The organism is Ralstonia soli (genome assembly GCF_023955655.1).
Classification (GTDB): domain Bacteria; phylum Pseudomonadota; class Gammaproteobacteria; order Burkholderiales; family Burkholderiaceae; genus Ralstonia; species Ralstonia soli.
The window spans coordinates 141602-156359 of sequence record NZ_JAMXHT010000008.1; the positions used below are offsets into that span (position 1 = coordinate 141602).

8 protein-coding genes, 1 pseudogene and 2 riboswitches are annotated in these 14758 nt (G+C 64.1%); of the genes and pseudogenes, 8 read left to right on the forward strand and 1 reads right to left on the reverse strand.

Annotated features, from left to right (window positions below):
• The first annotated feature begins 68 nt into the window (after positions 1 to 68).
• Positions 69 to 1181: an ABC transporter substrate-binding protein gene (locus NG900_RS21520; protein ID WP_252683525.1), complete on the forward strand. Its 1113-nt coding sequence runs from the start codon at positions 69 to 71 to the stop codon at positions 1179 to 1181.
• 545 nt (positions 1182 to 1726) lie between these two features.
• On the opposite strand, the gene NG900_RS21525 is transcribed toward NG900_RS21520, so the two are convergent.
• The gene (locus NG900_RS21525) at positions 1727 to 3847 is read right to left on the reverse strand and encodes a UvrD-helicase domain-containing protein (RefSeq protein WP_252683527.1); all 2121 of its coding nucleotides are present in this window, start codon (positions 3845 to 3847) and stop codon (positions 1727 to 1729) included.
• A gap of 523 nt (positions 3848 to 4370) precedes the next feature.
• Between NG900_RS21525 and NG900_RS26770 the strand changes: the two are divergent.
• The 7 genes and pseudogenes from NG900_RS26770 to NG900_RS21555 form a co-directional block, all read left to right on the forward strand.
• A pseudogene (locus NG900_RS26770) lies at positions 4371 to 4706 on the forward strand (ESPR domain-containing protein); the annotation flags it as partial.
• A gap of 78 nt (positions 4707 to 4784) precedes the next feature.
• Complete coding sequence (locus tag NG900_RS21530; protein WP_252683528.1) at positions 4785 to 7295, forward strand: YadA family autotransporter adhesin; 2511 nt, start codon at positions 4785 to 4787, stop codon at positions 7293 to 7295.
• Positions 7296 to 7527: 232 nt separating this feature from the next.
• The gene (locus NG900_RS21535; protein ID WP_252683530.1) at positions 7528 to 7854 is read left to right on the forward strand and encodes a hypothetical protein; all 327 of its coding nucleotides are present in this window, start codon (positions 7528 to 7530) and stop codon (positions 7852 to 7854) included.
• Between the two features lie 164 nt (positions 7855 to 8018).
• Positions 8019 to 8116, forward strand: a riboswitch (glycine riboswitch).
• Positions 8117 to 8129: 13 nt separating this feature from the next.
• A riboswitch (glycine riboswitch) is annotated at positions 8130 to 8257 on the forward strand.
• 127 nt (positions 8258 to 8384) lie between these two features.
• Positions 8385 to 9512, forward strand: a complete 1128-nt coding sequence (gene gcvT, locus NG900_RS21540) for a glycine cleavage system aminomethyltransferase GcvT (RefSeq protein ID WP_252683532.1) — start codon at positions 8385 to 8387, stop codon at positions 9510 to 9512.
• Between the two features lie 44 nt (positions 9513 to 9556).
• Positions 9557 to 9937 (forward strand): glycine cleavage system protein GcvH, encoded by a 381-nt coding sequence (gcvH, locus tag NG900_RS21545; protein ID WP_252683534.1) that lies wholly within the window; start codon positions 9557 to 9559, stop codon positions 9935 to 9937.
• 66 nt (positions 9938 to 10003) lie between these two features.
• Positions 10004 to 12943 carry an aminomethyl-transferring glycine dehydrogenase gene (gcvP, locus tag NG900_RS21550; protein WP_252683536.1) on the forward strand — a complete coding sequence of 980 codons (2940 nt, stop codon included), beginning with the start codon at positions 10004 to 10006 and terminating at the stop codon, positions 12941 to 12943.
• Between the two features lie 146 nt (positions 12944 to 13089).
• The gene (locus NG900_RS21555) at positions 13090 to 14466 is read left to right on the forward strand and encodes an L-serine ammonia-lyase (RefSeq protein ID WP_252683538.1); all 1377 of its coding nucleotides are present in this window, start codon (positions 13090 to 13092) and stop codon (positions 14464 to 14466) included.
• Positions 14467 to 14758: the final 292 nt, after the last annotated feature.

Consider the following 14758-nt stretch of genomic DNA (forward strand, 5'->3'; position numbering starts at 1 on the left):
CTGGATGCGCAGGCCACTACGACAACACCACAACGCACGCCGTCGACTCGTCTTTTGGGGGAAGCACCATGTGGCAGACACTGGCACGCCGCAGCGCCCATGCGCTGGCCTGTGCGGCCGCCGCCGTGACGCTGGCGGCCCAGGCACAGGGCAACGCGCCGTTCGTGGTCGGGCAACTGGTCGAACGCGGCGGCGCGCAGGCCGACTACGCGCGTGATTTCATGGCCGGCGCCAAGGTCGCGTTCGATGCCGCCAACCAGGGCGGCGGCATCAAGGGCCGGCGCATCAGCCTCGTGCGGCGCGAAGCCGCGCAGAACGAGGCCGTGCCGCAGGCCGTGGACATGATTGAGCGCGACCGCGTGGAAGTGCTGTTCGGCGTGAGCGAGCGCCTGCTGCCCGCGCTGGCCGCGTCACCGGAAATCACGCGGCGCAATGTGCCGCTGCTTGCGCCGCTCTCGGGCGCCACGTCAGCGTCCGACAACGTGCTCTTCATCCGCCCCGACTACGACCACGAGATCATCGCCGCGCACAACCGGCTGCGGCAGTTCGGCATGCGGCGCATTGCGCTGGTCACCGCCTCGGGCTTCGACCCGCAGCTCGGCGCGCGCCTGCGAAGCGCGCTGGCTGGCACGGCACCGGCCAAGGGCGAGGCTGCCGAGGTGCTGGATCTCTACACCCTCACCGGCGAACCGGGTGAACTGGCCGCACGCATTGCGCCCACCAAGCCCACGGCCGTCATCGTGGCCGGCGACACCCTCACCTACGCCGGTGTTGGACGCGCGCTCGCGCAGCAGGGGTGGTATGGCTTTCTGGTCGGGCTGTCGTCAGTGAACCCGCTGGTGGCCAGGGAGATTCTTGGCAGCGGCTACAGCGGCGGGATGCTGCTCGCGCAGACGGTGCCCAATGCGGCCAGCGGCAACACCAAGGTCGCGCGTGAGCACATGGCGCGCATGAAGCAATTTCTCGATGAGCCGCCTTCTGCTGCGACGTTGTCGGGGTATATCGCCGCGACGTATCTGATTCAGGCGATGAATGCGGCCGGGGGGAAGGTGGCGGGGGCTGAACTGCGGCGGGCGCTGCAGGCTCGGGTGGATGTTGGTGGCTTTACTTTGGACTTCACGCGCGGGAATCGCGGGAGTGAGTTTGTGGATCTGAATTACATCCAGGGGGTTGGGAATTAGGGTTTTTATGTTGGTGGTGCATCCCTTGTTTCATCCCCTGCCGGGGCTGACTCACTTTCTTTGTCTTGCCAAAGAAAGTAAGCAAAGAAAGGCGCGCCCGATGCGGCGACCCACTCCTTGAATTTCTGTCGCAAGGAGGGAGGGGAGGCAAACTCGCTTCGCTCAGACAGCCTCCCCTCTTTTTCCTCCTTGCAACAGAAATTCAAGGCGCCGCATAGGGCCTGAAAGTCAAAGGCCAAAACCAAACCCTTGGTGCGCGAGCCCAAACGACAAGGCCAACCTCGCGATGGGTTGGCCTTTGTTTTTGTCTTTTGACGTTGAGCCCTTGATGGCGCCTTGAATTTTCGTAACCGGGCGGAAAAAAGATGGGGAACTGTCTGAGCGCAGCGAGTTTTCCCCATCTCCGCCCGGTTACGAAAATTCAAGGGATGGGTCGCCATCTCGGGCGCGCCTTTCTTTTGCTTACTTTTCTTTGGCAAGACAAAGAAAAGTGAGTCGGTCCCGGCAGGGAACGAAAGGGAGGCGGACCACAAGCCCAAAAACCATCAGGAAACCACAGGCTTCTTAGCCGACAACAACCCCTTCAGCGCACCAAGCCGATCCTTAGGCGACATCGCCGGCATCGAGTCCTCGGGCGTCGGCCCAGCATCATCACCAAGCTTCATCTCAGCGATATACCGCGAAGGCTCACACACAACCGTTTCCCGCGCCCGCTTGCGCTTCTTGCACCAACTGATATGCAGGCTGCGCTGCGCCCGCGTAATCCCCACATACATCAACCGCCGCTCTTCCTCGATCTTCTCGTCGGTCAGGTCATCGTCTTCACGGCAGTGCGGGAGGATGCCCTCCTCCACGCCCACCAGGAACACGTGCGGATACTCCAGCCCCTTGCTCGCATGCAGCGTTGAGAGCCGCACCGCGTCCGGGTCCTCTTCCTTGCCTTCGAGCATGCTGATCAGCGCGATGGTCTGCGTGAGTTCGAGCAGATTCTTGCCGGTGTCCATCAACCCATCCGCGTTGTCGAAGCCGGTGGCCTCTTCAGCGTCGTCTTTCTCCGGCTTGGTGCCCTTGCGCTTGAGCCAGTCGAGAAACTCCAGCACGTTGGTCCACTTGTTCTGGGCCTGGCGCTCGTCGTAGGTGTCGTACAGGTAGGCCTCGTAGTGGATGCCTTCCATCATCTCGTCGAGCAGCGTGGCGGCTGGCTCCTTCGCAGCGCGGTCCGACAGCCGCACGATGAATTCGCAGAACACGCGCAACGGCTCCAGCTGGCGCGCCGCGAGTTGCGCCTCGATGCCGCCCATCATCGCCGCCTCGAACAATGACACCTTGGCCTGCCCGGCGAAGGCGCCCAGCACTTCCAGCGTCGCATTGCCCACGCCGCGCTTGGGCGTGGTGATGGCGCGGATGAAGGCAGGGTCGTCATCCGCGTTGGCGATCAGGCGCAGGTACGCGCACAGATCCTTGATCTCGGCCTTGTCGAAAAAGCTCTGCCCGCCCGAGAGCACATAGGGGATGCGCTCGCGCCGCAGAATCTGCTCGAACAGCCGCGCCTGGAAATTGCCGCGATACAGGATCGCGTAATCCCGGAACTGGGCGCGGCGCTCAAACTTGTGCGCGGAGAGCTTGAAGACGACGCTCTCGGCTTCGTGCTCTTCGTCGTTGGCGCTGGTCACGTTGATGGCATCGCCCATGCCGTGCTCGCTCCACAGCGTCTTCTCGAACAGCTTCGGGTTCTGGGCGATCACCGCGTTGGCGGCATTCAGGATGCGCACCGTGGAGCGGTAGTTCTGCTCCAGCTTGATCACCTTCAGGTTCGGGAAATCCGTCTGCAGCAGCTTGAGGTTGTCGAGCGTGGCGCCGCGCCAGCCGTAGATGGCCTGGTCGTCGTCGCCCACCGCCGTGAAGGCCGGCGCACGCAGGTGCGAGCCGCCCGCCAGCAGCTTGAGCAACTGGTACTGGCAGGCGTTGGTGTCTTGGTATTCGTCGACGAGGAAGTAGCGCAGGCGGTTCTGCCACTTCAGGCGCACTTCCTCATTGCGCGCGAACAGCTCGGCGGGCAGGCGGATCAGATCGTCGAAGTCCACCGCCTGATACGCGTGCAGCGTGGCGACGTAGTTGCGGTAGACCAGCGCGGCCTGGTGATCATCGACGTTGTTGTTGGCCAGCGCCTCGGCAATCGCCGTTTCCGGATCGACGAGGCCGTTCTTCCACAGCGAGATCGTGCTCTGCACGCGGCGGATCAGTTGCTTATCGGTGGTTGCCAGCTGCTCCTGGATCATGCCGAAGCAATCGTCCGAATCCATGATCGAAAAGCGCGGCTTGAGGCCCACGTGCTCGGCCTCGGCCCGCAGAATCTGCACGCCCAGCGAGTGGAACGTGCACACCGTCAGCTGCTTGATGGGGATGCGCTTGCCGTCTTCGCGCGTCTTGCCTTCCATCAGCTTGGCCACGCGCTCCTGCATTTCCTTGGCCGCCTTGTTGGTGAAGGTGACCGCGGCGATGTGCTTGGGCTCGAAGCCCTTGTCCAGGATCAGGTGCGCGATCTTCTGCGTGATCACGCGCGTCTTGCCCGACCCCGCCCCGGCCAGCACCAGGCACGGGCCATCAAGGAAGTGCACACCTTCGGATTGGGCAGCATTGAGCCCGTGGGCGAGACCAGAAGACATGGGGGACAGGCAGGAAACATCAGGCGGGAAGGCACAGCGGAGGGCGATGGTAGCACGCGGGGGTGGCGTCGCTCACCGCCTGCGTCCAGCTCGATCCGGATCGGCATTTTCTTGGTGATTCCGAGCCGATCGCGAGGTCGGTTCTCCCTGTTTTATGCCGAATATTTCCCCCTGATAGGCGCCTAAACTGATTGACCGACCACACAGCAGCGCTTGGCTCAAAGCAGAAAGGGGTTGGTTGACTTCCGTCAAATGGAGAAACCTGAATTGACGGATTTTTGGAATTTATTGTGTCGCCTCGCGCCTGCCTGATGCGTTGCGGCACACGTGGCTTACAACGTCGCCGACACGCATCCGCCACCCACGGCATCAGAGCTTTCTGATTTTTTGGTTTCCATCATTCATTGCGATTTGCACGCAACTCCACGGAACTCCTCGCGCGATTTGTCCAGACTCCGCCACCGCCAATCATGCATTTGAATTGGCACCGAATTCCAATTTGATATCCGCAGGGGTGATGGACATGAACAAAGCGTATCGGGTCGTCTTCAACAAGGCGAGCGGTGTATGGATGGCGGTTTCGGAAATTGCACGTGGGCGTGGGAAGGGACGTGCAGTGGTGCGGGCGGTCAGCACGGTGTTGGTTGCCGGTGTGGCGACGATTTTGGCACCTAGCGCGGCGGCTCAACTCGTGGTGCAAGATCCGTTTTCGAATAACATCGAGATTGGTGGCAATACCGGCGGGAACGTCGTTGATTTTTCGCCAACAGGTTCTGGAACTCGCAAATTGACGGGGATTTCTGACGGCACCGCTAATACTGACGCCGTTAGCTATCGACAGCTCGCGCGCGCCACAGGTGCAATAGCTGATTTCTTTGGGGGGGGCGCTTCGATTAATCCAGTAGACGGGCGCTTGAGTACCGCACCAACGTACAAATTGGATACAGATCCCTCAGACCTGACGACGCCTGTTAATCCAGATGGCACGCAATCGTATAGCAACGTTGGCGGCGCTCTTGGCAACCTGAACAACCGCATCAAAAGCAACGCTGCTGGCATCGCCAACAACACCACCAACATCACCAACATCACCAACGGCACGGCCGGTATGGTTCAGCAAGCTGCGCCCGGTGCGGACATCACCGTGGCGAAAGATACGGATGGTGCCGCAGTGAATTTCGCGGGCAAGGATGCCACGACGGGTGCCACCATCAACCGCAAGCTGACCAACGTGGCCGACGGTGAAAACGCAACCGATGCCGTCAACCTCGGTCAATTGGAGCGGGCCACGGGTGCCGCCGGCAAATATGTTGCATACAACGCTGTCGACCAGACCACCCCGGCGTCGGCAACAGGCGGCGATGCACTTGCAGTGGGGGGAAGCAGCCAGGCAATCGGCAAGGCTTCCACCGCACTCGGCGCGGGAGCTGGTGCGAGCGGCGGCGGCAGCGTGGCCGTGGGCAACAACGCTGGGGCGGGTGCCGCAGGGGCTGTGGCCATTGGCCAATTCGCCTCGACCAACTTTGCATCGACCGTCGCCATCGGTACGGGTGCCGAAATCGGTGCCAAGGATGCCGTTGCCATCGGTGCAAACAGCTTCGTTTCTGACGCGGCAGAAAACTCCGTCGCACTGGGCGCTGGCTCGATGGCCGACCGCGCATCCACGGTGTCGGTAGGCTCGGCTGGCAAGGAGCGCCAGATCACGAATGTCGCCGCCGGCACGGCCGATACCGATGCCGCCAATGTCGGCCAGGTCAACGCGGTAAAAGCGGTGGCGAACAACTCCGTCCAATACGACGCTGCCGGCAACACCATCACCCTCGCGAATCCGGCGACTGGCACGGGCCCCGTCCAGATCAAGAACGTGGCGGCCGGCACGGACAGCACTGACGCCGTCAACTTCGGTCAGCTCAGCGCCGCCAATGCCCTCAACGCAGCCAATGCCACAGCCGTGTCGGATGCATTGGGTGGCGGCTCGACCATCGGTGCGGACGGCAAGATGACCTCGCCGACCTACGTGCTGAGCCCCGACCCCATCTCGGGCAAAGACACGTTCCACAATGTGGGCGATGCGCTGACAAGCTTGAACAACAACATCGTCAGCAATGCCGAGACGATCGGCAAGCTGGATGGACTGGCTGTCAAGTACGACACCGACGCCACGGGTGCCAAGCTGAACTCCGTCACGCTCGACAGCGGCAGCAGCACGGATGGCGTCGCCCTCCATAACGTTGCCAAGGGCGATGTGGCCAAGGACAGCAAGGACGCCGTCAACGGTGGCCAACTGTTCGACGTCAAGAGCGCGGCTGAACAGGCCGCCACCAAGGCGAACAACTCCGTCCAGTACGACGCTGCCGGCAACACCATCACCCTCACGAACCCGGCGACTGGCACGGGCCCCGTGCAGATCAAGAACGTGGCGGCCGGCACGGACGACACCGACGCCGTGAACGTCAAGCAACTCAAAGACGCAGGCCTGGTGGGCAATGATGGCAAATTGGCCAATGCTGTGACATACGACAGCGATAAGAAGGACAGCGTTACGCTGGGTGGCCTGAAGGACGACGGCACGGGCGCCATGGTTCCGGCAACGGCACCGGTCAAGCTGTCGAACATCGCCAATGGCGTGAATGCCAACGACGCCGTCAACTTCAGCCAGCTCAATGGCGTGGGCAGCGCGTTGGGCGGTGGTGCTGGGTTCAACAATGGTGTGTGGACCGGCCCGACCTACACCTTCCGCAATGGCGACCAGTCGACCAATGTGGGCGATGCACTCTCGAAGTTGGATAACCGCGTTTTCACCCTGGAAGGCACCATCGGCAGCAGCGTCGGCGGCGGTGGCGCTGCCAACGACAAGTTCTCCGGTAGCGGTGCAAACAACGGCAATCCCGGCCAGAAGGAGCAAGCCGTAGCATCGGGTGCCTACGCCACGGCATCAGGCGCCAACGCGGTTGCCAAGGGCCAAAACTCCACTGCGACGGGTGCCAATGCCCAGGCAAACGCAGCGAACAGCGTCGCCTTGGGTGCCGGCTCGATCGCGGATACGGCCAACACGGTGTCCGTCGGCTCCGTTGGCAACGAACGCGCCATTACCAACGTCGCGGAAGGCATGAACCCCACCGATGCGGTGAACAAGGCACAAATGGATCGCGAAATTGCAGGCGTGCAAAACAGCGTCGGCAACCTGCAAAACCAAGTCGGCCAGATCGACAGCAAGGTCAACCGCGTAGGCGCCATGAGCGCGGCCATGTCCACGATGATGGCGAGCGCGGCTGGTCTGCAGACCGACAACCGCATGGCCATCGGTACGGGTCTGTACCGCGGCCAGACCGCCCTGGCGATCGGCTACCAGCGCAAGGTCGGCGCGCGCGCGACGGTCACGATCGGCGGCTCGACCGCGGGCGGCAGCGAGTACAACGTCGGCGTGGGCGCAGGCTACGGCTGGTAAGTTCGCAGCGTTGACTGGCTGAAAGCGGACGGGCGCGCACCTCACGGGCGCGTCCGTTTCTCTTTAGGCATCAAAGTCCAGGATGACCGCACTCGTTTGCTCCCCCCGCTTTGCCCCGGACGCGTTACACGGCTTACCCGCGGTTACACGACGGCCGTAAGCGCGCCGGCAATCCGGCTCGTTATAGACGGGACAGCGGCTGAATCGGTCAGCCGCGCACCGGAGAGACACCATGAACCGCCTCGTCAAGATCCTGGCCGTTAGCGCCGTCGCCCTGTCCGCCACCACCGGCGCCTTTGCCCAGACGCAATGGCAGAAGGATCACCCGCGCCGCGCCGAAGTGAACCACCGCCTCGCCAACCAGAACAAGCGCATCCACAACGAAGTGAAGGAAGGCGAGATCACCAAGGGCCAGGCCAAGGCGCTGCACAAAGAAGACCGTCAGATCCGCCAGGAAGAACGCGACATGGCAGCCCAGAATGGCGGCCACATTACCAAGCAGGAACAGCGCACCCTGAACCAGCAGGAAAACAAGGTGAGCCGCCAGATCGGCAACTGATCACCGGCTTCCAACAACCCGCTTCTGTACACCTGGGCCACACCCAGAGGCATGGCGTTATGCCGGGCCTCGTCGGGTGTGGCCGATTTTTTTGCGGCATACCTGCCAAAAAGCGCCATCCATTAGTCCTGATTGACAATCCCAGCCCCCTTCCGTACATTCCGCCCATCCATCCGGGAGAGCGTGCCCGCCGCACACGGCAAGGCACCGCCGAAGGGGTAGCACCCGAAAACTCTCAGGCATCCAGGACCGGGTGGATCGGCCAGACATGCGTCTGACCGCACTCTGGAGAGCTGGCGCCGCACGACCACTGCGGGCGCCCACCGAAGGGGCTCACGAACGGCGCGCACCGCTATGCGCACCGCTTCGCAATCTCTCAGGTACCAAGGACAGAGGGGCCATCCGCGTAGCTTGATTCTTCATGGCGTCACCATGGGGCATCAGGCTGCGCGGGTGGCCTTTTTGCTTTTCTGGTCCCGATCCATGCGCCGCGCTCAGGCCACCGGCGGCGCACTCAGCCGAGAGATTCCATGACGCTCCAACACACGCCGCTCAATGCCATCCACCGCTCGCTGGGCGCCCGCATGGTCGACTTTGGCGGCTGGGACATGCCCGTCAACTACGGCTCCCAGATCGAAGAACACCACGCCGTGCGCCAAGACGCCGGCATCTTCGACGTCTCGCACATGTGCGTGGTCGACCTCACCGGCGCGCGTGTGCGCGATTTCCTGCGTGGGCTGCTCGCCAACAACGTCGACAAGCTGCAGACCCCGGGCAAGGCGCTCTACAGCTGCATGCTCAACCCCAAGGGCGGCGTGATCGACGACCTGATCGTCTACTTCTTCCGTGAAGACTGGTTCCGCCTGGTGGTCAACGCCGGCACCGCACCGACCGACCTCGAGTGGATCGTCGCGCAGAACGAAGCGGCCGGCACGGGCGTGACCATCACCCCGCGCCGCTCGGACAACAACGCGGGCGCCGAGCCGCTGGGCATCCTCGCGGTGCAAGGCCCGAACGCCCGCGCCAAGACCTACGCCGCGCTGCCCGGCACGCAAGCCGTGGGCGAGGCGCTCAAGCCGTTCAATGCAGGCTTCGTCACCGTGGAAAACGTGGGCGAGATCATGGTCGCGCGCACCGGCTACACCGGTGAAGACGGCTTCGAACTGGTGGTGCCCGCCGCGCAGATCGCCGGCGTGTGGGAACGCCTGCTGCAAGCCGGCGTGCGCCCGGCCGGCCTCGGCGCGCGCGATACGCTGCGCCTGGAAGCCGGCATGAACCTCTACGGCCAGGACATGGACGAGCAGGTCTCGCCGCTCGACGCGGGCCTCGCCTGGACGGTCGACCTGCAAAGCGAACGCGACTTCACCGGCAAGGCGGCGCTGCAGGCCGGCGGCCAGCGCGAGCAGTTCGTCGGCCTGATCCTGCGCGACAAGGGCGGCGTGCTGCGCGCCCACCAGAAGGTCATCACCGCTTCCGGTGACGGCGAGATCACCAGCGGCACGTTCAGCCCGAGCCTGTCGCTGTCCATCGCGCTGGCGCGCCTGCCCAAGGATGTGGCAGTCGGCACCGACGTGCAGGTCGAGATCCGCGACCGCAAGTTGACCGCGACTGTGGTTAAACTGCCGTTCGTGCGCAATGGCAAGGCGCTGGTCAGCTGACCCCCCCGAATTCCAATCATTCCAATCTTCCGGAGAACCCTTTCATGAGCAACTTTCCTGCTGATCTGAAGTACACCGAACACGACGAGTGGGTCCGCGTTGAAGCCGACGGCACGCTGACCATCGGCATCACCGACTTCGCGCAAGATGCGCTCGGCGACATCGTCTTTCTGGATCTGCCGGAAGCCGGCCGCGCCGTGTCCAAGGATGAAGCGATCGCCGTGGTGGAATCGGTGAAGGCCGCTTCGGACATTTACGCACCGGTGTCGGGCGAGATCGTCGCCAAGAATGAGGATGCTGGCAGCGCGCCCGAATCCGTCAACGCCGATGCCTACGCGGCGTGGCTGTTCAAGATCAAGCCGACCAACGCCGACGACGTGAACGCCCTGATGTCGGCCGAGCAGTACGCTGCCACGAAAGGCTAAGCCACACCTCAAGCCGATGCGCCTCACCTGCGCATCGGCTTTTTCTGTTTGATTCGAGCCCTTGCCATGAACGCTCCGCACCCCGCTTCCTCGGCGCTGTCTGCCGAACGCCCCTCTTTGGCTGACCTGGAGGCGCGCGACGCCTTCTCGCACCGCCACATCGGCCCGTCGGCCGACGAGCAGGCTTCCATGCTCAGCGCGCTCGGCTACGCCAGCCGCGCCGCGCTGATCGACGCCGTGATCCCCGCCGCCATCCGCCGCCAGGACGGCATGCCGCTGGGCGAATTCACCCAGCCGCTGACCGAAGAAGCGGCACTGGCCAAGCTGCGCGGCATCGCCGGGCAGAACCGCGTGGCCAAGAGCCTGATCGGTCAGGGCTACTACGGCACGCACACGCCGGGCGTCATCCTGCGCAACATCCTGGAGAACCCGGCCTGGTACACGGCCTACACGCCGTATCAGCCCGAGATCTCGCAGGGCCGCCTGGAAGCGATGCTGAACTTCCAGCAGATGGTGATCGACCTGACGGCCATGGACATCGCCAACGCGTCGATGCTCGACGAAGCCACCGCTGCGGCGGAAGCGATGACGCTGCTGCAGCGCATCGGCAAGTCGAAGTCGACGGTGTTCTTCGTGGCCGACGACGTGCTGCCGCAAACGCTGGAAGTGGTCCGCACGCGCGCCGAGCCGATCGGCGTACAAGTGGTGACGGGCCCAGCCGCTGATGCTGCCAAGCACGATGCCTTCGGCGTGCTGCTGCAATACCCGGGCGCCAACGGTGCACTGCTGGGGGATCTGGCAACGTATCAAGCGCTGACCGACGCCGTGCACGCGGCCGGCGGCCTGGTTGTCGCCGCTGCGGACCTGCTGGCGCTCACGCTGCTGGCCGCGCCGGGCGAATGGGGTGCCGACGTGGTGATCGGCAACACGCAGCGCTTTGGCGTGCCGTTCGGTTTTGGTGGCCCGCACGCTGGTTACATGGCTGTGCGCGATGCGTTCAAGCGTTCGATGCCGGGTCGCCTCGTCGGCGTGACGATCGATGCGCAGGGCAACTCGGCGTATCGCCTCGCGCTGCAGACGCGCGAGCAACACATCCGCCGCGAGAAGGCCACCTCGAACATCTGCACCGCGCAGGTGCTGCTGGGTGTGATGGCGTCGATGTACGCCGTCTACCACGGCCCGCAGGGCCTCAAGCGCATCGCCCAGCGCGTGCACCGTCTGACCGCCACGCTGGCCGCCGGCCTGCGCGCGATCGGCTACACGCTGGAAGCCGACGCCTTCTTCGACACGCTGACGATCGCCACCGGCCCGCGCACCGCCAACCTGCACATCGCTGCGCAGGCGCACGGCATCAACCTGCGCCAGATCGATGATGCACGCCTGGGCATCTCGCTGGACGAGACCGTTACGCGCGCCGACGTGGTCGCGCTGTGGGACATCTTCGCGCACGCCGCCCACGCTGCGGCGCCGGACTTCGACAAGACCGAAGCCAGCGTGGCCGATGCCTACCCGGCATCGCTCGTCCGCCAGAGCGCGTACCTGACGCACCCGGTGTTCAACGCCCACCACTCCGAGCACGAAATGCTGCGCTACCTGCGCAGCCTGGCCGACAAGGACCTGGCGCTGGACCGCACGATGATCCCGCTGGGCTCGTGCACGATGAAGCTCAACGCCACCGCCGAAATGCTGCCGGTGACGTGGCCCGAGTTCTCGAACATCCACCCGTTCGCACCGGCCGACCAGACCGTGGGCTACCGCGAGATGATCGACCAGCTCGAACAAATGCTGTGCGCCGCCACCGGCTACGCCGCCGTGAGCCTGCAGCCGAACGCCGGCTCGCAGGGCGAATACGCTGGCCTGCTGATCATCCACGCGTACCACGCCAGCCGTGGTGAGGGCCACCGCAACGTGTGCCTGATCCCGTCGTCGGCGCACGGCACGAACCCGGCATCGGCGCAGATGGCCGGCATGCAGGTCGTCGTCGTGGCGTGCGATGAGCGCGGCAACGTCGATCTGGCGGATCTGGAAAAGAAGGCCGCCGAGCACAGCAAGAACCTCGCGGCAATCATGATCACCTACCCGTCCACGCACGGCGTGTTCGAGGAAGGCGTGAAGCGCGTCTGCGAGATCGTGCACAGCCACGGCGGCCAAGTGTATGTGGACGGCGCCAACATGAATGCGATGGTCGGCACCGCTGCGCCGGGCCACTTCGGCGGCGACGTCTCGCACCTAAACCTGCACAAGACGTTCTGCATTCCGCACGGCGGTGGCGGCCCGGGCGTCGGTCCGGTGGCCGTGGGCGCGCATCTCGCCCCGTTCCTCCCGGGGCGCGCGGCGTCGGGTGAAGACGCCAGCCGGAACATCGGCAATGTGTCGGCGGCGGCATTCGGTTCGGCGTCGATCCTGCCGATCTCGTGGATGTACATCGCCATGATGGGCGCGGCGGGCCTGACCGCTGCTACCGAGACGGCCATCCTGTCGGCCAACTACGTGGCCAAGCGTCTGGCGCCGTACTACCCGGTGCTGTACACGGGCGCGCACGATCTGGTCGCGCACGAGTGCATTCTCGACATCCGCCCGCTGCAGAAGGAATCGGGCATCAGCAACGAAGACATCGCCAAGCGCCTGATGGACTTTGGCTTCCACGCCCCAACGATGAGCTTCCCGGTGCCCGGCACGCTGATGATCGAGCCGACCGAGAGCGAGCCGAAGGTGGAACTCGACCGCTTCATCGACGCGATGATCGCCATCCGTAGCGAAGTGGACAAGGTGATCTCGGGCGAATTCGACCGCGAAGACAACCCGCTCAAGCACGCGCCGCACACCGCTGCCGTGGTGATGGCTGACGACTGGCAGCACAAGTACACGCGTGAGCAGGCTGCCTACCCGGTGGCGTCGCTGCGCAAGCAGAAGTACTGGCCGCCGGTTGGCCGTGCGGACAACGTGTACGGCGATCGCAACCTGTTCTGCGCCTGCGTGCCGATGAGCGAGTACGCGCAAGACTAAAGGCGACCCTGGCGCCAAACCGCGCCAAGCGTCTTGACGGCCGCCTCGTACCCCGGGGCGGCCGTTTGCATCTGAACAACCCGTGCGCGGGCGGCCACGACCCGACTCGCGCGCTTTATCCCCACGCGCCCCCGGAGGCCTACCCCATGGCTGTTTCCGTTTTCGACCTCTTCAAGATCGGCATTGGCCCGTCCAGCTCACACACCGTCGGCCCGATGCGCGCCGCGCTGATGTTCGCCACGGCGCTCGAAACTGATGGGCTGATGCCGCAAGTGGCCAGTGTGCGCGTGGAGCTGTACGGCTCGCTCGGCGCAACCGGCAAGGGCCACGGCACCGATCGCGGCGTGATCCTCGGCCTGATGGGCGAGGCACCGGACACCATCGACCCCGACACGATCGAAGCCAAGCTGGCCGAGTTGCGTAAATCGCAGTCCCTGTCGCTGCTGGGCCGCCATGCCGTGCGCTTTACCGAGAAGGAGCACATCGCCTTCTACCGCCGCGAAGCGATGGCCGAGCACCCGAACGGGATGAAGTTCCACGCCTTCGACGCAGCGGGCGAGCGGCTGCGCGAGGCGCGCTACCTGTCGGTCGGTGGCGGCTTTGTCGTCACGGCCGGGGCACCGAATACGCAGGTGCTGTCCGCGCATGACCAGTTGCCGCACCCGTTCCGCAGCGGCAAGGAACTGCTGGCGATGTGCGAATCGACCGGCAAATCCATCGCCCGCCTGATGTTGGAGAACGAGCTGGTCTGGCGCACCGAAGCCGAAGTGCGCGCGGGCCTGCTCAACATCTGGCACGTGATGCAGGCGTGCGTGGCGCGCGGCTGCCGCACCGAGGGTGAACTGCCGGGCCCGTTCCATGTGCGTCGCCGCGCCGCTGAGTTGTATTCACGACTCACGGTGCAAGCCGAGCGCACGCTGTCCGACCCGCTGTCGGTGATCGACTGGGTGAACCTGTATGCGATTGCCGTGAACGAAGAGAACGCAGCGGGCGGGCGCGTGGTTACAGCGCCGACCAACGGCGCGGCGGGCATCATCCCGGCAGTGCTGCATTACTACGACCGCTTCGTGCCCGGTGCGAACGACAGCGGCGTGGTGGATTTCCTGCTCACCGCCGGTGCGATCGGCATGTTGTACAAGATGAATGCTTCCATCTCCGGCGCGGAAGTCGGCTGTCAGGGCGAAGTGGGTGTCGCATGTTCGATGGCCGCCGGTGCGCTGGCTGCCGTGCAAGGCGGCACGCCCGAGCAAGTCGAGAACGCGGCCGAGATCGGTATGGAGCACAACCTTGGCCTGACGTGTGACCCGGTGGGCGGGCTGGTGCAGATTCCGTGTATTGAGCGTAATGCGATGGCGTCGGTGAAGGCCGTGAATGCGGCGCGCATGGCGTTGCGCGGGGATGGCACGCACTATGTGTCGCTCGACTCCGTCATCAAGACGATGCGGGAGACGGGGGCGGATATGAAGACGAAGTACAAGGAGACAGCGCGGGGTGGGTTGGCTGTCAATATCGTGGAGTGCTGAGCTTCTGGATTTGTGTTGTTGGTGCATCCCTTGTTTCATCCCCTGCCGGGGCTGACTCACTTTCTTTGTCTTGCCAAAGAAAGTAAGCAAAGAAAGGCGCGCCCGATGCGGCGACCCACTCCTTGAATTTCTGTCGCAAGGAGGGAGGGGAAGCAAACTCGCTGCGCTCAGACAAGCCTCCCCTCTTTTTCCTCCTTGCAACAGAAATTCAAGGCGCCGCATAGGGCCTGAAAGTCAAAAGCCAAACCCTCGAAGCGCCAGCGCAAACGACAAGGCCAACCTCGCGATGGGT

Bases quoted from the DNA above. Each gene is read 5' to 3' on its own strand.
- NG900_RS21520 (WP_252683525.1), top strand. From the start codon at position 69: ATGTGGCAGACACTGGCACGCCGCAGCGCCCATGCGCTGGCCTGTGCG.
- NG900_RS21525 (WP_252683527.1), bottom strand. From the start codon at position 3,847: ATGTCTTCTGGTCTCGCCCACGGGCTCAATGCTGCCCAATCCGAAGGT.
- NG900_RS21535 (WP_252683530.1), top strand. From the start codon at position 7,528: ATGAACCGCCTCGTCAAGATCCTGGCCGTTAGCGCCGTCGCCCTGTCC.
- gcvT (WP_252683532.1), top strand. From the start codon at position 8,385: ATGACGCTCCAACACACGCCGCTCAATGCCATCCACCGCTCGCTGGGC.
- gcvH (WP_252683534.1), top strand. From the start codon at position 9,557: ATGAGCAACTTTCCTGCTGATCTGAAGTACACCGAACACGACGAGTGG.
- gcvP (WP_252683536.1), top strand. From the start codon at position 10,004: ATGAACGCTCCGCACCCCGCTTCCTCGGCGCTGTCTGCCGAACGCCCC.
- NG900_RS21555 (WP_252683538.1), top strand. From the start codon at position 13,090: ATGGCTGTTTCCGTTTTCGACCTCTTCAAGATCGGCATTGGCCCGTCC.